The sequence below is a fragment of the Cupriavidus metallidurans CH34 genome (assembly GCF_000196015.1).
GTDB classification, from domain to species: Bacteria; Pseudomonadota; Gammaproteobacteria; order Burkholderiales; family Burkholderiaceae; genus Cupriavidus; species Cupriavidus metallidurans.
The window spans coordinates 1,694,787-1,712,842 of the sequence record NC_007974.2 but is presented as its reverse complement, the minus strand read 5'-3'; the positions used below and the strand labels follow the sequence as shown (position 1 = coordinate 1,712,842).

The following is an 18,056-nucleotide window of genomic DNA, read 5'->3' as shown; positions in this document are numbered from 1 at the left end:
AACCCCTCCGCTTATCCATTGCGCTGTACCAGCACGCTGCGCAGGTCCGCCACGTGCTCGTTGTCCTGGTTGGTGACACGGGTCTCGCGCACCACGAAGTCCAGGGCGCCATTCCGCTTGTCGTAGATGTCGGTGATGGTGGTGCGGAAGTGCAGCACATCGCCGGCGTAGGCCATGCGGTGATACGTGAACGATTGCTCGCCGTGCAGGATGCGCTCGGTGCGAATGCCCAGTTCCTCGCGCCAGCCGCTCGGCGGGTTCACCAGTTCCAGCGAGAACAGGAACGTCGGCGGCAACGGCAGGCCGCGATGGCCGGCGTCGCGTGCGGCTGCCTCGTCGGTGTAGATCGCACGCGTCTCGCCGGTGGCCTTGGCGAAGAAGCGCAACTGGCTCGCGGGCGCCGACGTGCGGAAATCCGCGATGACCTTGCCGATATGCTTCTTGTCGATCATTGGGGGCTCCTTCAGTCGTGCTTTTGGTAGAGCGTCACCACGCAGGCGCCGCCCAGGCCAAGGTTGTGCGTGAGCGCGTTACGCGCGCCGGCCACCTGGCGCTGATCGGCGTTGCCGCGCAGCTGCTGGACCATCTCGTAGCATTGCGCCAGACCCGTGGCGCCGAGTGGATGACCCTTGGAGAGCAGGCCACCGGACGGGTTGACCACCCACTTGCCGCCGTAGGTGTTGTCGCCGTCATTGACCAGCTTCTCGGCGCAGCCTTCGTCGCACAGGCCGAGGCCTTCGTAGGTCAGCAGTTCGTTCTGCGCAAAGCAGTCATGCAGCTCGATCACGTCGACGTCCTGCGGGCCGATGCTGGCTTGCTCGTAGACCTGGCGCGCACCTTCACGCGTCATGTCAAAGCCCACCAGACGGATCATGTCGCTCTCGAAGCTGCTGGCGCGATCGGTCGTCAGCGATTGGGCGGCGATCAGCACGTCAGTGCGCAGCCCATGCTTGCGGGCGAAGGCTTCCGATACGACGATGGCAGCGGCCGCGCCACAGGTCGGAGGGCAGGCCATCAGGCGGGTCAGCACGCCATCCCACAGCATCGGCGCGTTCATCACGTCCTCGGTGCTGACCACGGTGCGGAATACCGCCAGCGGGTTGTTCGCGGCGTGGCGGCTGGCCTTGGCGCGGATCTTCGCGAACGTTTCCAGCTTGGTACCGTGCTTGCGCATGTGCGTCTGGCCGGCGCCGGCGAACTGGCGGATGGCGTTGCTCATGCCTTCGGTCTTGCCGACCAGCTTGTCGGTCAGGTTGAGCGCGCGTTCCAACGCGCTCGGTCGGTCGGTCCAGACCGACTTCAGCGCGCCCGGGCCCATGAACTCGAAGCCGAGCGCCAGCGCGCATTCCACGGCGCCGCTTGCCACGGCCTGGCGGGCCAGGAACAGTGCCGACGAACCCGTGGCGCAATTGTTGTTGACGTTGATCACCGGAATGCCGCTCATGCCGACATCGTAAAGCGCCTTCTGGCCGCATGTGGAATCGCCGTACACGTAGCCGACGTAGGCCTGCTGCACGAGGTTGTAGTCGACGCCGGCATCGGCCAGCGCCTGGCGCGTGGCGGTGGCGCCCATCACGTCATAGGTGTCGCTGGTGCCCGGCTTCTTGAACGGGATCATGCCGGCGCCGGCAACAAAGACCTTGCGAGTCATGGAGAGTCTCCTGTCAGGTGTATGGCTGTAGGGTTGTCTTGGGGATAGGGGTTCAGAGCTTGCGGGAGATGAGGTCGCGCATCACTTCGCTGGTGCCGCCGTAGATGCGGGTGACACGCGAATCGGCGAACGCGCGCGCCACCGGGTACTCGAGCATGTAGCCGTAGCCGCCGTGCAACTGCACCATTTCGTCGAGCGCCTTGCCCAGCGCCTCGGTGGCGTAGAGCTTCGCGATGGCGGCTTCTTCAAGGGAGAGGCGACGGCGGATATGTTCGCTGAGGTAGTAGTCCACCATCACGCGCACGGCAACGGCCTGTGCCTTGATGTCTGCGAGCTTGAACTTGGTGTTCTGGAAATCCCAGACGGTCTGGTTGAAGGCCTTGCGCTCCTTCACGTAGGCGATCGTGTGATCGAGGCACGCCTCGAGCTTGGCGGCAGCGCTGACGGCGATCGACAGGCGCTCCTGCGGCAGTTCGCCCATCAGGTAGGCGAAGCCCTTGCCTTCCTCTCCCAGCAGGTTCGACACCGGCACCCGCACGTTGTCGAAGAACAGCTCGGCCGTGTCCTGGGCGTGCTGGCCGACTTTCTCCAGCTTGCGCCCACGGCGGAAACCCTCTCGGTCGGCTTCCACCATGATCAGGCTCACACCGCGCGAACCGGCCGCCGGATCGGTCTTGCAGACCATGATGATCAGGTCGCAGTTCAGGCCGTTCGAGATGAAGGTCTTGCTGCCGTTGATCACGTACTCGTCGCCGTCGCGAATGGCGGTGGTGCGTACGGCCTTCAGGTCGCTGCCGGTGCCCGGTTCGGTCATGCCGATGGCGAGAATGGCCTCGCCCGAACACACCTTCGGCAGCCAGCGTTGCTTCTGCTCTTCGTTGGCGATGCGTGCGATGTACGGGGCGATGATGTCCGAATGCACGCCGAAGCCCAGGCCGCTGACACCGACGCGCGCCAGTTCTTCGTTGAACACGGCCGAGTGGCCGAAGTCACCGCCACCACCACCGTACTCTGTGGGCAGCGTCACGCACAGCAGACCTTCGCGACCGGCCTTGAGCCAGGTTTCGCGATCCACCTTGCCGGCCTTGTCCCATGCCCCCTGCTTGGGCAGGCACTCGCGCTCCAGGAAGCGGCGGGCGGTTTCGCGGAACATCTCGTGATCTTCGCGGTAAACGTTACGTTGAACTTGCATGACAGTCTCCTCTTGAGTTGGTGTCGTGCGGGCGGGCTTATCGCGCGCAGGCAATGTGGCTTTCGGGTTCGGGATGAAACAGGGCTTCGACCAGATGGGCGCGGCGTGCCCGCGTGGCGGCCTGATTTACGTAGCCCTTGTCGGCGATTTCGTTCGCGTCCATCGACGGCGGTTCCGCCATCAGCATCACGCGACGCACGGACAGACTGGCGCCCTTGCCGCTCGCCGGCGCGTGTAGCCGAGTGCGAATGGCTTCGACGACGATGGGGTGCCGGACCAGCGCCTCGGCGTCGAGCTCCGACAGTTCGGGCGCAAGACTCCGGCAGGCTGCGACGTTGGGCCAGGCCAGCGCCGCCAGGTAGTCGTGGTCGTGGCCGCAGATCACTGCATCGTTGAGCAGCGGCGCGCATTGTTCGACCAGCGTAAGGCGCACCGCGCCGGTACGGACCCAGGTGCCGTTGGTGAGTTTGAAGTCCTCGGCCACGCGGCCGGCGAACGACAGGCCGCGTGCAGGATCGGAGGGGTCCTGCAGACGCACCGCGTCTCCCATCTTGAAGAAGCCCTCTTCATCGAATGCGGCGGCAGTGAGGTCGGGGCGCTGTACGTAGCCCTTGAATACGCTGGGGCCCTTGATGCGGATCTCGTAGCGGCCATCACCGCCTTCGAGCGGGATGAGCTTCGCGGAGACGCCGGGCGCGGGCACGCCGATGTTCCCAGTGGTCTCGCTTGGCCACGTGCAGTAGAGGCCCACGCCGCTCGACTCGGTGCAAGCGAGGCCCGAGCAGAACGCCACGCGCTCGCCAATGGTGCGTTCGGACAGCGCGTGGATGCGGTCCCAGACATCGCGCGGCAGGCTGGCGCCACCGTAGGAGAAGTTCACCGCCTCGGAGAACAGGTTGCGTGCGACTTCCGGATTGCGCTCGGCCTCGGTCACCAGCATCATCCAGGCGGCGGGCACGGCGGTGTACACGGTTGCAGCGACATCGCGCATATTTCGTACGGTGCGATCGAACTGACCCGGCAGCGGGCGTCCATCGTCGATGTAGTGGCTGCCGCCCAACGTGGCCACGCGCGTCATGTTCAGCACGCCACCCAGGCCGTGGTGCCATGGCAGCCAGTCGAGGTAGCGGGATGGGCGTTCCAGCAGCGGCCGAAAGCTCTCCAGGTAGTAAGCAGCCACGGCGCGGAGGTTGCCGTGCGACAGTGCCACGCCCTTGGGCACACCGGTGGAGCCGGATGTGAACAGCACGCGGCCCAGGTCGTCTTCGTGGATGGCATCGTGCGCGGCCTGCACTGCCGCGCGGCGTGCCGGCGTCACGGTGGTGGCGACCAGCGAGGCCCAGTCGTGGTGGCCTTTGCGCGCGCCGCGCACCGCGATGACGGGCACATCGGGCTTGCCGATGACGTCGAGCGCGCGGGCGAAGGCGGCGGCATCCTGCACGAAGATCGCACCCGGCGGCACCAGGCTCACTACGTCGCGGAGTCGCGCGAAATCCTTGCTCACCAGCGAATAAGCGGGCGAGACCGGCGCCGTGGGCACGCCGACGTGCTCGGCTGCCAGCACTAGTATGGCGTGTTCGATCGAGTTGCCAGAGAGGATCATCAGCGGACAGTCAGCGCCCAGGCCCATCTCCAGCAGGGCGGCGCCGACGGACTGGATTTGTTGCCACATCTCGGCCCAGGTGATCATCCGCCATGCGGCGTCCGGACTGGTCGATTCGCGTTCGGCGAACGCGCAGGTATCGCCGCGTTGAACCGCCCAGTGGGCGGCAAACTCGCCGAGTCCGAGCTGGGCGGGGTCGGCCGGCGGGTTGGCGCAGCGCAGGACGATGGTGCCGTCGGCACGCTGCTCGACGAGCGTGGTGCGCGGCGGGAATACCGTTGGCCGGAACTTGGGCGCGGTGTCGCTGCGGGCAGCGGACGTTGCGGTCATGGAACGCGTCTCCTCGGTCAGCGGCACATGGTGCCGCAGGGCGTTTGTCGCCTGCCGATCCCGCGGGATCGGACGTGCGATCGAATGACGCTAAGTTACGCCCGGGGAGGGGGCGGCCACTACCACCCATGTCAGGTGGCGCGGTCGCTTTCGCGAGGGAAGGAGTGCCCGGGTCAGCTCGGGCGGGAAAGGTCGCGCACACGCGCGACGGCTTCGTCGCGCGATGTCACGCCAAGCTTGCGGAAGATGTTGCGGAGGTGCCACTTCACGGTCTCGGGCGATAGGCCGAGCGTGCGGGCGATCTTCTTGTTGGGCAGCGCTTGTCCGAGCAACTCCACCACATCGGCTTCGCGTTCGCTCAGTGGCTCCGCCAGGGTGCGCAGCGTGGCCGGTGCCGCAGCGCGGGCTGATGTCATCGGGTTGGTGGCACCGGTCGCGCGCAGGCGGCTGATGTAGAACGCGAGCAGCGGATCGGGCGCTTCGCCGGGCTGTTGCGCCAGTGCGGCAATCTCGTCGAGCGCGCCCGGGTCAACGTCGAGCAGGCTGCGCACCAGGCCAAGCCGGTGGCCCGCGCGCAATGCAGCCAGCACGCGCTCGCGCGCGGACGCATCGTTGCCGAGTCGATGATCGGCCAGCGCTGCCATCCACTGCATCTGCGCGAGATGGCGTTGCCATCCGCGTCGTTGACACTGGTCGATCAGCGGGCCGACGGCGGCGGCCGCCTTCGCGGGATCACCGTCGTCCAGGTATCCCTTGACGCGCGCGCGGCGTGCCACCAGAAGGATCTCGTCCATGGTGCCAGGGCCCGCGTCGCGGTGGCGTTCGGCGATGGCCTCGAGCCGCGCCAGGCAGGCATCCGCCGCGGCAGGGTCGCCGGCTCGCCGATGCAACCGGACCTGGCCGGCGAGGCTGTGCGCAAGCAAACGATCGAGCCTGCGTCGCGTGGCATGTTCTTCCAGCCGTTCGAGGTAGGCAAAGGCATCCAGATGGTGACCACGAGCGGCATGGCAGTTCGCCAGCGTCATGAAGACGCGCAATACCGAATCGGGAATCGAGATCCGCTCCAGCACGTCCACACGGGGCTCCAGCATGGCCAGCGCGGCTTCGATCTGGTTCTGCTCGTAGAGCACCTCGCCAAGCATGGCTGCCGCAAAGTACTCGGGCTCAGTCCCGAATGCGCCGGCCTGTTCGCTTTCTCGTATCACGTCACGGCAAATGCGCTCCACCTGCGTGATCTTGCCTTCTATCGCGTAGCTGAAGGCGGCCATGCATCGGCCGTTGAGCATGCCGGCCGCGCTGCCGAGCAGCGGCGCGCCCTCGACGATCAATGGCGCGTTTTCCGACTGGATGGCGCGGGCGCGCTCGTAGTTGCCCTGATGCATGTAGAGCCACGTCAACAGGTTGTTGCGCGCGCCAACCATCAAGCCGCCGATGTCGTCCGGCATCGATTCGAGCAACGGCTGTAGCCGCTGCGCGCCCTCGGCGTTGTCGGTCAGCACCATCCACATCGTCTGGAGTTGCCTGAGGCGCTGGCGCAGCTCCCCTTCGGCTGGCAGTTCGCCGTCGAGCGCGTCGAGGTCGGCCCGCGCAGCATCAACTTCGTGCGCATAGAGTTGCATCTGCACCGTGAGCAGGCGCAACGCCAGCCGGGCACGGACCTCTGGTTTGGGAAGCTGGTGCAGCAGGCCCGCCACCTTGCGCACCTCGCCACGTCCGATCAGGGTCGATGAGTAGCGTTCGACCAGATCCGCAGCGGTACCGGATTCGCCGGCCAGCACCGCGTGCCTGACCGCTTCGACGAGCAACCGGTGATCACGGAACCACTGCCAGGCCGCCATATGGACTTGATGCCGCACCGATTCGCTGCGCTGGCGGAACCGCTCCGCCAGTGTTTCGCGCAGGAGCGGATGCAGCCGGTACCACGGTGCCCGGTCGGGCCCCTGTACTGGTTCGATAAACAGGTTCTCGTTGTCGAGCCGCGCCAGCAGCGCCGACACCACGGGTTCCGAATCGGCGCGTCCTCCAGTCAGGGCGACACAAAGCGATGCGCAGAAGCGCTCGCAGGCGGCCGCGTGCACCAGCAACTCGGCTTCGTCCGGGGCCAGGCGTGACAGCACCTCGCGTTCGAAATAGGCCGAGAAGGCGCCCGCATTCAGCACATTGGCGCGCACGAAATCGTTGGCGAACGACAGGCTGTTGGCGTCCTGCTTCTTGCGTTTCCAGTGCGTGGCGAACAGTTGCAGGCCGGCTACCCATCCGTCGGTCAGCTCGTGTAGTACCCGCGCATCGCGCGCGTCGATCCCGGTCAGCTGCGTGGCCAGGAAGCGCCGCGATTCATCGGCGGTCAGCCGCAGGTCGCGCTGGTCGAGTTCAAGCACGAGGTCCTGGTCGCGCAGGCGTCCCAGCGAGAGCGGCACCTGGCTGCGCGAGGCCAGCACCACATGCAGGTTAGGCGGCGCGTAGTCCAGCAGCCATTGCATGGCTTCCAGCACGCGAGGATTGGTCAGGCGGTGCAGTTCGTCGATCACCAGCACGATCTCGCGCGGGCACGCCGCGATGCCGCCCACCAGCGCGATCACGGTGCGCTCGATCGCCTCGCTTTCCAGGTCGCCCAGGCCGCCGAGCAGGGCGGCCTCGCGCGTGATGGCGGGGCTGACCTGCGCCAGGCTCGACAGCACATGGTCGAGCCAGTGGGTCATCTCGTTGTCGTCGTCGGCCAGCGTCACCCAGGCCATGTCAAAGCCCAGGGCGCGGAGGTCTAGTCGCCAGGCCACCAGCACGGCCGTCTTGCCGAAACCGGCGGGCCCCTGGATCACGATGCAGCGGCGGCGGCGAGCCTCGGTGAGCTGGGCCAGCAGCCGTTCGCGTGCCACCACACGCGCGGTGCCGCGCGGATGCGCACGCGCCGCCGATAGCGGCGAAACGTCGGGAGAAACGTCAGGAGAAACGTCGGGGGAGATATCCGCGAAGACGTCGATCGATGCGGATTCAGCCGGCGCGGAAAAAGGCTGGGACATGGGTTTGACCAGCGCCGGATGCAGCGGCGCGCAGGAGGGGCAAGGGCCCGATGCCAAGCGATTCTACTCGCCGCCCCGGTGGCGCGGGAGGAGCAAAAGCGCACGACCGTGCGCTTTGCGCGGTTCCCACCCGCTTCAGGTGGGCCAGGGAGGCTGTCGGCCGCAACGCGCGCGCACAGGCATATCCTGCTGGCCATACGGTCTGCGAGCGGTCTGAGAGTGCCGGCCGGCAGGTATGGAGCCGATGTCCATGGATTGCAGTGTGCCTTCCCACAAGCTCATGCCGCCCAGGCTGGGCGGCGGCATCGCCATGCGCGACGCGCTGCTGGCGCGGCTGCATGAGGCGCGCCATGCGGCGCTGGTGGTGCTGGCTGCCAGCCCGGGGTACGGCAAGACCACGCTGTTGGCGCAGTGGCGCCAGCAACTCGTGGGGGCGCGCGCGCGCGTGGGCTGGCTCTCGCTCGGCCCGGAACTTGACGCGCCGACGCGGTTTTGCGCAGCCATCGCGGCCAGCGTGGCCAGCGTAGTACAGGGCGACGTGTCGCCATCATCCCGGCACGACCCGACCGAAGCCCTGATCGCGGCGCTGGCCGCGGTGCCCGATGAACTCTATCTGATGCTCGATGGCGCGGAGTACTTGCGCGACACCGGCGCATGGGCCGTGTTGCAGGCCTTGATCGACGCGCGCCTGCCGCGCCTGCATCTGGCGCTGGCCACGCGCTGCCGTCCGGCCTTGCGTCTTGGGCAGCTTGGGGCGGAGGGCGTGGTGGTCGAATTCGACGACGAATCGCTGGCCTTCACCCTGGCCGAAACCCGAGCGTGCCTGCCGCCCGAATCGGGTCAGGCCGCGAGCGTGCGGTTGATGGAGGCTACCCGCGGCTGGCCGGCGGGCGTGCGAATGCTGGCTGGGGGGCGCGCGCCCGACGATTCGCGCGCGGCGCTCGACGCGTACTGGTCCGAAGTGGTGGCGCCAGGGCTGAGCGTGGGACAGGCGCGGTTGTTGCGCTGGCTCGCATGGCTCGACCGCTGGACGCCGGAACTCGCCGCCGAGGTCACGGGTGTGCCTCGCGCCGCCGAATGCGCGCGGAGTCTGGTCGGGCAGGGGATCTTCATCGGCCCAGCCCGGGCGCACGCGGGCTGGCATACGCTCCATCCGCTGTTTGCCGACTGGCTGCGGCGGTCGATGCCGCTTGCCGGTGCAGACCGGCTGGCGCTGCACCGGCGAGCCGTCGCCGCGTGGCTGCGGGTCGGTAGCAGCGGTGAGGCGCTGGACCACGCCATGCGTGCCGACGATGGCGGGCTCGTGGCGCACGTCGTGCGCGAAGCCATGCCGGCGATGCCGGCGCTGAGTCAGCTTCGCGCGTTACCGGACTGGATCGATCAGGCTGGCGTCAAACATGTGGTCGACGAGCCCGCCCTGTGGCTGGCCGCGGCCTGGGCTTGCACCGTTGCGGCACGTCTGGGCGAGGCGGAGCGCTGGTTGGCCATGGTCGCCGGGTGCGACGATGTTGCCCCGCAAGTCGCGCTGGTCCGCGCGAGTATCGCGTTCCAGAAAGATGACCCTGCCACCATGGATGTCTGGCTGGCCCGGCTCGGCGGCCATGCACTGCCGCATCCGTCGCTGGAGCACATTCGCGCCGCGCTGGCGGTGCGATGCGGGGCCATGCTGCATCGGCCCGAGTTTCCGCCGGTGCCAAGGCTGGAAGCGGCGCCTCATGATGAACTGGTGGCGATGGCGCATGGCGCGGCCGCGTTGACCATGCTGCTGCGCGGGGATGCGCGCAGGGCTCAGGCTATCGGGATGCCGGCGGCACGCATGGCGCAGCAGATTCATGGCAGACGTTCGGTGAGCGCTTGCGTATGCGCGGTGCCGGTAGCGGCCGCCCTGCTCGAACAGGACCGCGCCGAGGAAGCTGCCGAGATGATGGCCTGCTGGCTCGACCTGGCCCATCACTCCTCGCCGGACGTGATGATCGTGGCCACGCTGTGCCAGGCACGGCTGCAATGGCTGGCCGGCGACCAGCATGGCGCTCGCGCGACGCTGGCCGAGGCGCAGGCCCACGCGGCGGGGCGGGGGCTGATGCGGGTGCAGTTACGTCTGCTGGCGCAGCGGGTGGTGTTCGCCATTCAAGCCGGGGACTTGCGGCATGCTGGCCTGCTGCAGGACGAACTCGACGCGCTGGCCGCCACGTTGGATGCATCGGACATGCGCGCCCGGGAGGTCGGCACGATCGCGGCGTTGTCGCGCGTGCGCGTGGCGCTGAGTGCCGGCAACCCGGTTGGGGCGCTGGCCGCGCTGGAGCCGGTCCGCTCCGACAACGCCGGCGCGCTGGTCCTGATCGATCTACTGTTCGCGCGTGTGAATGCCGCCCTGGACCGGCCACAACTCGTGGTGCGCCATCTTGAATCGGCACTGGCCGCGGGGCTGCGGCTTGGCCTGTTGCGCATGTTGCGCGATGAGCCGGGCATTCCGGCGCTGCTCGACTGTGTGCAGCCATCGGGCGACGCGGTGCGCGACAACTGGCTGGGCCGGGTGCGCGCCGCGAAGGATCAGCTCCAGCAGCCCGCCACGTGCCTGCCGATGATTCGGCGGCGCAGGCGTGACGGCGAGCCGGAGCATCTGACCCCGCGCGAGCGCGATATCGTCGCGCTGCTCGAGCAGTCGATGTCGAACAAGCGCATCGCGCTGGTATTGAACCTGAGTGTCGATACGGTCAAGTGGAACCTGCGCCAGATCTACGCCAAGCTGGGCGTTTCCACGCGCTACGAAGTCATACTGGCCGTGCGCAACCGGGCGCTGCGCACGGGTACCGCCTGAAGATGGAAGGCCGGTGACGGCCAGGTCCAGACCGGACCAGACCGGGTTGGACTAAGCAGCGACCACCGAGAACACCGCTGTCGTCTGCAGCACCATCCGGTCCCCCACATACACATCGCAACTGCCATTCACGAGCCGCTTGCCGATCTTGTGCAGCGTGACCCGTGCCTCCACGAAGTCGCCCTCGCACACGGCGCCAAGGTAGCTGACGCTCAGTTGCGCCGTGCGGGGGATCAGTTCGGGGTTGGTGCGCCGCAGGACCACGCCGTACGCAGAATCGGCGAGCGTGGCCAGAAAGCCGCCGTGGACGATGTCCTGCGCGTTCAGGTGGGCAGTCGTGATGCGCGTGGCCAGGATTGGCTCGCTCTCGTGGACATAGAACTCGCCGCAGGTCGTCATAAAGCCCGGGCTGGACCGCACGCGCCTGAAGCCGTGCGGCGTGTCCGAGGTGGCCGGCAGCAGGACCAGCATCGGCGCGCTCATGGCTGCGCCTCGACAAAGCCGAGGCCCTGCGCGCGCAGTTTGGCAATTGCGGCGTCGTCGAATCCCCATTCGCGCAGCGCGGCGCCGCCATGCTGGCCACGTGCCGGGGCTGCGTGGCGGACTTCGGACGGGGTGCCGAGAAAGCGCGGCGCTGGGCCGGGTTGCACCACGCCGTCCACTTCGATGAAGCTGCCGCGCGCGCGGTGCTGCGGATGGTCCGGCGCTTCGGAAAAGGTCAGCACCGGCGCCACGCAGGCATCGCTGCCGTCGAAGATCGCGCACCACTCATCGCGCGTACGGGTCAGGAATACTTCAGTGAAGCGGCGGCGCAGGGTGGGCCAGCCGGCGCGGTCGTGCTGGCCGGGCAGGGTCTCGCCGGCCAGGCCAAGCTTTTCGATCAGTTCAGCGTAGAAACGCGACTCCACGGCGCCCACCGACATGTACTGGCCATCCCGGGTGCAATAGCTGTCGTACCAGGGGGTGCCGCCGTCCAGCAAGTTGCTGCCACGCGACTCGCGCCAGTTGCCCGAGGCAATCAGGCCCCAGATCACCGCGCCAAGCTGCGCGGCGCCTTCGATCATCGCCGCATCCACCACCTGACCCTTGCCGCCACGATGCACGTTGAGCAAGGCGGATACCACGCCAAGCGCCAGCAACATGCCGCCGCCACCGTAATCGCCCACCAGGTTCAGCGGCGGAACCGGGGCCTCGCCGGCACGGCCGATCCCCGACAGCACGCCCGACAGCGCAATGTAGTTGAGGTCGTGCCCCGCGCGGTCGGCCATCGGACCGGTCTGGCCCCAGCCGGTCATGCGGCCGTAAATCAGGCGCGGATTGCGCGCCAGCGCGATGGCGGGGCCCAACCCAAGGCGTTCCATGGTGCCGGGGCGGAATCCCTCGATCACCACATCGGCCTTGGCGATCAGTTCCAGCGCGGCCTGCTGGCCTTCCGGCTGCTTGAGGTCGATGGTGACCGAGCGGCGGCCACGCCCCGTGACGTCGATGCGCTTGCCGGGGCCGCGCTGCGGGCCCAGGTCCGTGGGGGCCACGGGCCGGTCGATGCGCAGCACGTCCGCGCCCATGTCGGCCAGAAGCATGGCGCCGAACGGCCCAGGGCCGATGGCTTCGAATTCGATGACGCGGATACCGCTGAGGACGCCCATGGTTGTCTCCCGAAGATGGTTTTGTCTGCCTGCCAGTAGACCAAAATCCGACATGGGGCGAAGCCACCCGTATCAGGTTGGACGTGTCGGGTTTGCGCGGTGGCGGCGAATTGCGTTCCTATAATCGGCTGACTATATCGAGGAGACATCATGCCCGGCGCGCAGCGTATTGCCCAAACGACCCCCGACGCCGGCGATCTTCGCCGCGAGGTACGCGCCCTGACGCGCCGCGCGCATCGCATGGCCCTGGCGCAGGCATGTGCCACGGAAGCCTACGAAGACCGGCTGGCTGCACTGTTCGACGCATGGATGGCAACCGGCGATGGGCGGCAGCGCGTAGTCTGCTTCGCCACGGCGGCGCAGTTCGGTCTGGATGTGAGGCGGTACGCCGAGTCATGTCGTCAGGCCGCCACCTGCGGCGGCGGCGAGGCGGTGCGGATGCTTTACCTGGCGGCCGCGCGCCGACTGCGTAGCCGCTGGGGCGAGGCCGCGCGCCGGCTCGATATCGGCGACGCCACGGTGGCCGCCGCCGCGCGCGTCCGTGCCATGCCGGCCACAGCCGAAGGGCCGCTGTGCACGCACTGCGAGCGGCTGCGTCACGACAGCCGTCGCGCGGGCGGCCACGGGGCGTTGCGTCCCGCAGGCGATCTGCAGTGGCGCAGTCTGGGCGGCAGCGCCATGTGCGAAACGCGCGCGCATCAGTGCATGTTGTGCCGGACGGACTGGATGCGGCATCGCACCGGCGCGGACCCATTCGTGGGATGGACGATCAGCCGGCGTCCTCGATGACCCAGAAACGACAAAGGGAGCGGCGCCGCCGCTCCCTTCCCGTTTTCTTCCTTATCGATTCCTTCCTTATCGGGTCTGGTCAGACCGTCACGGCCTTGACTTCGAGATACTCGGCCAGCCCGTGCGCGCCGTTCTCACGGCCATTGCCGGATGCGCGGTACCCACCGAACGGCATCGACAGGTCGACCTGGCCGCCGTTGATGCGGACCGAACCGGCACGAAGACGCGCCGCTACGCGCCGCGCGCGGGCAGGGTCGCCCGATGCCACATACGCGGCGAGCCCGTATGGCGTGTCATTGGCGATGTCGACCCCCTGTGCTTCGTCGTCGTACGGAATCATGACCAGCACCGGTCCGAAGATCTCCTCGCGCGCGATCGTCATGCTGTTGTCGACGTCGGCGAAGATGGTCGGCCGCGCATAGAAACCACGGGTCAACCCGTCCGGCCGGCCCGGTCCACCCGCCACGACGCGGGCGCCTTCCTCGATGCCGGTGCCGATCATGCGCTGGACCTTTTCGTACTGCGCCTTGTTGGAGATGGGACCGATGCGCGTGCCCGGCTCGGCGGGGTCGCCGACCTGCAACGCATTGGCGGTGGCGGCCGCCACGCGCACGGCTTCGTCATAGCGATCGCGCGGCACCAGCATCCGGGTGGGCGCGATGCAGGTCTGCCCGGAGTTCAGCATGACGTGGCCGACGCCTTGGGCAACGGCGGCCTGCAGGTCGGCGTCGTCCAGAATCAGCAGCGGCGACTTGCCGCCAAGCTCCTGGTGCACGCGCTTGACCGTGGCGGCTGCGGCCTGCGCCACGGCAATACCCGCGCGGGTGGAGCCGGTGATCGAGATCACATCCACGTCGGGGTGGGCGGCAAGCCGCGCGCCCACTTCCTGACCATCGCCGAACACCATGTTGAATACGCCGGCAGGGGTGCCTGCCTCGTGCATCACCTCGGCGAACAGGGCCGCGTCGAGCGGCGCGATTTCGGATGGCTTGAGGACGATGGTGCAGCCGGCGGCCAGCGCGGCGGCCACCTTGGCGCAGATCAGGCTCAGCGGCCAGTTCCAGGCCGTGATCAGCGCAGCCACGCCGATCGGTTCATGGCGCACGTAGTTGTTGCCGTGGGCGGTTTCGAACTGGAAGGCGCGCAGCGTTTCGGTGGCGGCGCCCAGATGGGCGAGTCCGATCGGGGCCTGCAGCGTATTGCAGAGGCTGACCGGCGCGCCGATCTCGGTGCGCACCGCCTCAGCGAAGTCGCCCAGGCGTGCCTTGTACAACGCGGTGATCCGTTCCAGCAGCGCCAGACGTTCTTCACGGCTGGTCTCGGACCATGCCGGGAACGCTGCACGTGCCGCGGCCACGGCGCGGTTGACGTCTTCCGCGCTGCCCAGCGTGACGTGACCGGCAACCTCTTCCGTGGCCGGGTTGACGATGGGCATGCTGCGGGCTGCGGCGGCTGGCGTGACCCATTGGCCGTCGATGTAGAACCTGTCGAGTGTCTTCACGCGTGTCTCCTTGTCGTTGTCGGGTGTTGGATCACTGGCGTTGCGCCGTGGTCACGGCATCCCCGGTCACGCGCTTCATCCGGGAGGTGTCCAGCCGCACCAGCCCGAACGCGCCGCTATAGAAGAGGTGGCCCTCGGCATCGACCTTGACGGGCGAGTACAGCCCGTTGAAGGTCGGATCGGTGCCGGTACGGATCGTCATCACGGTCTTGCCGGTGTCCAGATCCATGCCGATGTGATAGCGGTCGTTCCAGCGGTTCGTGAAGTAGCCGTCGACGATTGCCATGCGGCCGCCGCCGCTGATCATCGGCACCACCGAGATCGACGACACATCCGTGCGCACCCATTGCATCTTCCAGTTGTGGGTGCGCTGCTGCCACTTGAGCATGGCCACGCCGCTCGGGCCCGGGCGCGTGGCGCCGTTGATCAGGCTCGTGAAGCCGCCGCCGCGCTCGATCTGGGGCGAATCGTTGGTCGGGATGTTGTTGACCACGAACGCGTAGTCGCCAAAAGCCGACACCGATTGCTCGGACTGGACCGATTCGAGCTTCGGCCCCATGTCCACCGCCAACTGGTCCGCGATGCGCGGCGACTGCGTGCCCGGCCTGGCCTTCCAGCCGGCGGGGATGTTGTCGCGCCAGAAGGCCACCATGCGCATCTTGCGCGCGCCGTCGGTGATGACCACGAGCTTGTCCTCGTCCGGGCCAAAGCCCATCAGCGTCGGCGTGGAGCCGGTGCCGTCGGCGATCTTGGGCGCGGGCATCACCACGCCACGGTCGTAATTGGCGCGCCACGCACCACTGGCCTCGTCGTCGTGGATCTTGCCGTGGATGTCAACCACCAGACGGTACATCGTGGTGTTGGACGCCACGTAGACCGCACCGCCACCGGCTTCGGGGCCCGTGGCGAAGCTGTTCATGAACATCTCGTCCGCGCCGGATACGGTGTAGCTGTCGATGACCTGCAGTGAATTGCGGTCGAGCGTGACGACCTTGCCGCCGAGCGTGTTGACGACCAGGTAGCCGTTGTAGGTCATGCCCATGCCGAAGAGGATATCGGCGGGCAGGCGGGTCTTGCCGCGTTTGATCTTCTCGTTGTCGAACAGGCTGGCCGGCAGCGTGGCGGCGCGCAGCGGCGTCATGCCCGACGTGGGCGATTTCGGGTCGAGCTGGTCGATGCGGAAGATCTGGCGACCGCTGCAGCCGTAGAACGTATCGTCGCGGCCCAGCACCGCGTAGACCGCGCCGTTGGCGACCTGGTCCTCGGCGAACGACAGCATCCGGTTCGGCTGCGACTTCATGTAGGCGAGCAGGCCAGCCTCGTCGCGGGCCGCCAGGAACGTCTTCACCTTCTCGGCCTGTGCCTGGCGCTCCGTCGGCGTCACCGGGGTGTAGTTCGGCAGGCGCACGGGGATTTCGGTACGCGCGATCTCGGTCAGCTTGCCGTTCTCGACCGCCACCTTGCGCAGCGAGAAGCCGGCCCACCACCAGTAGATGTCCTGGCCGCCCACGTGGTCCATGACCAGCGGGAGACTGACGGACTCGTTGGGAATGACCTGCACCGATTCCGGCGTAATCTCGAAGTTGCCACGCGGCACGGTGAATCCGACGCTGTCCGTGGCGGCGTCATTCCAGTGGGTCTGGTTGTTGTACGACTGAGCCAGGAACGGATTCGGCGCTGGCCCGGATGAGGCGGTGGGGCCGGCAGCGGGGCCAACAGCGGGGCCAATAGCGCAGGCGGTCGTGGCAATCAGGCTGGCCGCGATGGCGGTCAGTGCGAAGCGGGTGGAACAGCGCATCAAATGCTCCAGGTGGGAAGAGGTGGTGGTCATCAGGCGCCCGAGCGGATCAGGTCCGCGGCCTTCTCGCCGATCATCATGGCAGGTGCGTTGGTGTTGCCGCCGATCAGCGTCGGCATGATCGAGGCGTCGACCACGCGCAAGCCTTCCACGCCGTGCACACGCAGGGACGGGTCGACCACGGCCATTGCATCCACGCCCATCTTGCAAGTTCCGATAGCGTGGAAGACCGAATCCGCATGACGGCGCACATAGGCGCGGATGGCGGCTTCGTCGCCGTCGCCGGGGCCGATCTCCTCGGTGAGCAGTTCACGGCCTTGCGCGGAAGCCAGTGCCGGCTGCGCCAGGATGCGGCGCATCAGGCGGAAGCAGGCGACCATGCCTGCCATGTCCGATTCGGCGGAAAGGAAGCGCGGATCGATCAGCGGCGCGTCGCGGGTATCGGCACTGTTCAGCCGCACGTGGCCGCGGCTTTCGGGGCGCAGCAGGCAGGCCAGGCCGGTGAAGCCATGCTTGAGGTCGCGGCGTCGCATGCCGGTATGCGTCGAGGAAAGCCCCGGCACGAAGTGGAACTGCAGGTCGGGCTCGGCCAGTTCCCGCCGGCTGCGCAGGAAGGCGCCTGCTTCGGCAAGATTGGAGCTGAACATGCCGGTGCGGTCGCGTCGATACTGGCGCCACTGGCCCAGCATCTTGGCCGCGCCGCGCAGCGAGTATCCGAAAAGCTGCGGCGACGGCACCTGATGGCACACAGCGATGTCAAGGTGGTCCTGCAGGTTTTCGCCCACGCCGGGCAGGTCGTGTACGACGTCGATGCCGAGATCGCGCAGATGGGCAGCAGGGCCGATACCGGACGCGAGCAGAAGCTGCGGCGAGTTGAAGGCGCCGCCGCTGACGATCACTTCGCGGCGCGCGCGTAGCACCTGTGTGACGCCGGCGCGCGTGATGCTGACGCCGACCGCGCGGCGACCCTCGAACACGATGCGCTGCACCTGCGTGTCCGTCCAGACCGTCAGGTTGCGGCGGCCGCCGCTGAAGGTGCCATCGTTGGCATCGCCATGGTGCAGGTAGGCGCGCGCGCTGTTCCAGCGCTCGCCGTTGCGCTGTGTTACCTGGTAATAGCCGGCGCCGTCCTGTTCGGCGCCGTTGAAGTCGCGGTTGAACGGGATGCCGGCCTGCATCGCGGCCTCGATGAAGCGCGCGGAAAACGGGTTGGGCGTGCGCAGCTCGTTGACGTGCAGCGGGCCGTCCTTGCCGTGGTGCCGGTCATCGAGCGCATGGTTGGTTTCGCTGCGACGGAAGTAGGGGAGCACATCCTCATAGCCCCAGCCCTGGCAGCCCAGTTGCGCCCAGGTGTCGTAGTCCTTGCGGTGGCCACGGATATAGACCATGCCATTGATCGACGAGCTGCCGCCCAAACCGCGCCCGCGCGGCTGGTAGGAGCGCCGGCCGTTGAGCCCCGGCTGCGGCACGGAGCGATAGGCGTAGTTGCGCGGACCGGCTTTCGGGACGACCGCGGCGAGGGCCACCGGCGTCCAGACGCTGAAGTGATGGTCGCTCGGGCCAGCTTCAAGCAGGGCCACGGTCACGCCGGCATCCTCTGCCAGCCGCGCCGCGACGGCGCACCCGGCTGATCCTGCGCCGACGACGATGTAGTCGAAGGCCGCCACCGCTGGCGTATCGCCGGCGAGTTTTTCATTTTGGGTCACATCTG

At 67.7% G+C, this 18,056-nt stretch carries 12 protein-coding genes; 2 read left to right on the top strand and 10 right to left on the bottom strand.

All coding sequences use genetic code 11. The features are described from left to right. Positions 1 to 11: 11 nt before the first annotated feature. The 5 genes from RMET_RS25760 to RMET_RS25740 all read right to left on the bottom strand — a co-directional run bounded on the left by RMET_RS25760 (position 12) and on the right by RMET_RS25740 (position 7,793). On the bottom strand, positions 12 to 452 hold the full coding sequence (locus tag RMET_RS25760; protein ID WP_011519437.1) for a MaoC family dehydratase N-terminal domain-containing protein: 441 nt from the start codon (positions 450 to 452) through the stop codon (positions 12 to 14). 11 nt (positions 453 to 463) lie between these two features. Then, positions 464 to 1,651: a lipid-transfer protein gene (locus RMET_RS25755; protein ID WP_011519436.1), complete on the bottom strand. Its 1,188-nt coding sequence runs from the start codon at positions 1,649 to 1,651 to the stop codon at positions 464 to 466. Positions 1,652 to 1,703: 52 nt separating this feature from the next. Further along, the gene (locus RMET_RS25750) at positions 1,704 to 2,843 is read right to left on the bottom strand and encodes an acyl-CoA dehydrogenase family protein (protein ID WP_011519435.1); all 1,140 of its coding nucleotides are present in this window, start codon (positions 2,841 to 2,843) and stop codon (positions 1,704 to 1,706) included. A gap of 37 nt (positions 2,844 to 2,880) precedes the next feature. After that, the gene (locus tag RMET_RS25745; RefSeq protein ID WP_011519434.1) at positions 2,881 to 4,776 is read right to left on the bottom strand and encodes a feruloyl-CoA synthase; all 1,896 of its coding nucleotides are present in this window, start codon (positions 4,774 to 4,776) and stop codon (positions 2,881 to 2,883) included. 173 nt (positions 4,777 to 4,949) lie between these two features. Continuing rightward, on the bottom strand, positions 4,950 to 7,793 hold the full coding sequence (locus tag RMET_RS25740; RefSeq protein ID WP_011519433.1) for a LuxR C-terminal-related transcriptional regulator: 2,844 nt from the start codon (positions 7,791 to 7,793) through the stop codon (positions 4,950 to 4,952). 262 nt (positions 7,794 to 8,055) lie between these two features. On the opposite strand from RMET_RS25740, the gene RMET_RS25735 reads away from it, so the two are divergent. Beyond that, positions 8,056 to 10,611, top strand: coding sequence for a LuxR C-terminal-related transcriptional regulator (locus RMET_RS25735; protein ID WP_157139116.1), 2,556 nt, complete (start codon positions 8,056 to 8,058; stop codon positions 10,609 to 10,611). Between the two features lie 51 nt (positions 10,612 to 10,662). Here the strand turns inward: RMET_RS25735 and RMET_RS25730 are convergent, their stop codons facing one another. Both RMET_RS25730 and RMET_RS25725 read right to left on the bottom strand, forming a co-directional pair. Next, positions 10,663 to 11,094 (bottom strand): PaaI family thioesterase, encoded by a 432-nt coding sequence (locus RMET_RS25730; protein ID WP_011519431.1) that lies wholly within the window; start codon positions 11,092 to 11,094, stop codon positions 10,663 to 10,665. Beyond that, entirely contained in the window at positions 11,091 to 12,257 is a 1,167-nt protein-coding gene (locus tag RMET_RS25725) for a CaiB/BaiF CoA transferase family protein (RefSeq protein WP_011519430.1), read from the bottom strand. The genes RMET_RS25730 and RMET_RS25725 overlap by 4 nt, the downstream gene beginning before the upstream one ends. A 150-nt stretch (positions 12,258 to 12,407) precedes the next feature. Here RMET_RS25725 and RMET_RS25720 point away from each other — a divergent pair, with 150 nt between their 5' ends. Further along, positions 12,408 to 13,046 (top strand): hypothetical protein, encoded by a 639-nt coding sequence (locus RMET_RS25720; RefSeq protein ID WP_011519429.1) that lies wholly within the window; start codon positions 12,408 to 12,410, stop codon positions 13,044 to 13,046. Between the two features lie 79 nt (positions 13,047 to 13,125). On the opposite strand, the gene RMET_RS25715 is transcribed toward RMET_RS25720, so the two are convergent. The 3 genes from RMET_RS25715 to RMET_RS25705 are packed head-to-tail and all read right to left on the bottom strand — an operon-like array spanning position 13,126 to position 18,051. Beyond that, positions 13,126 to 14,547, bottom strand: a complete 1,422-nt coding sequence (locus RMET_RS25715) for an aldehyde dehydrogenase family protein (RefSeq protein WP_011519428.1) — start codon at positions 14,545 to 14,547, stop codon at positions 13,126 to 13,128. 31 nt (positions 14,548 to 14,578) lie between these two features. Then, the gene (locus tag RMET_RS25710) at positions 14,579 to 16,345 is read right to left on the bottom strand and encodes a hypothetical protein (protein WP_011519427.1); all 1,767 of its coding nucleotides are present in this window, start codon (positions 16,343 to 16,345) and stop codon (positions 14,579 to 14,581) included. A 32-nt stretch (positions 16,346 to 16,377) separates the two neighbouring features. Next, complete coding sequence (locus tag RMET_RS25705) at positions 16,378 to 18,051, bottom strand: GMC family oxidoreductase (protein WP_011519426.1); 1,674 nt, start codon at positions 18,049 to 18,051, stop codon at positions 16,378 to 16,380. Between the last annotated feature and the right edge of the window lie 5 nt (positions 18,052 to 18,056).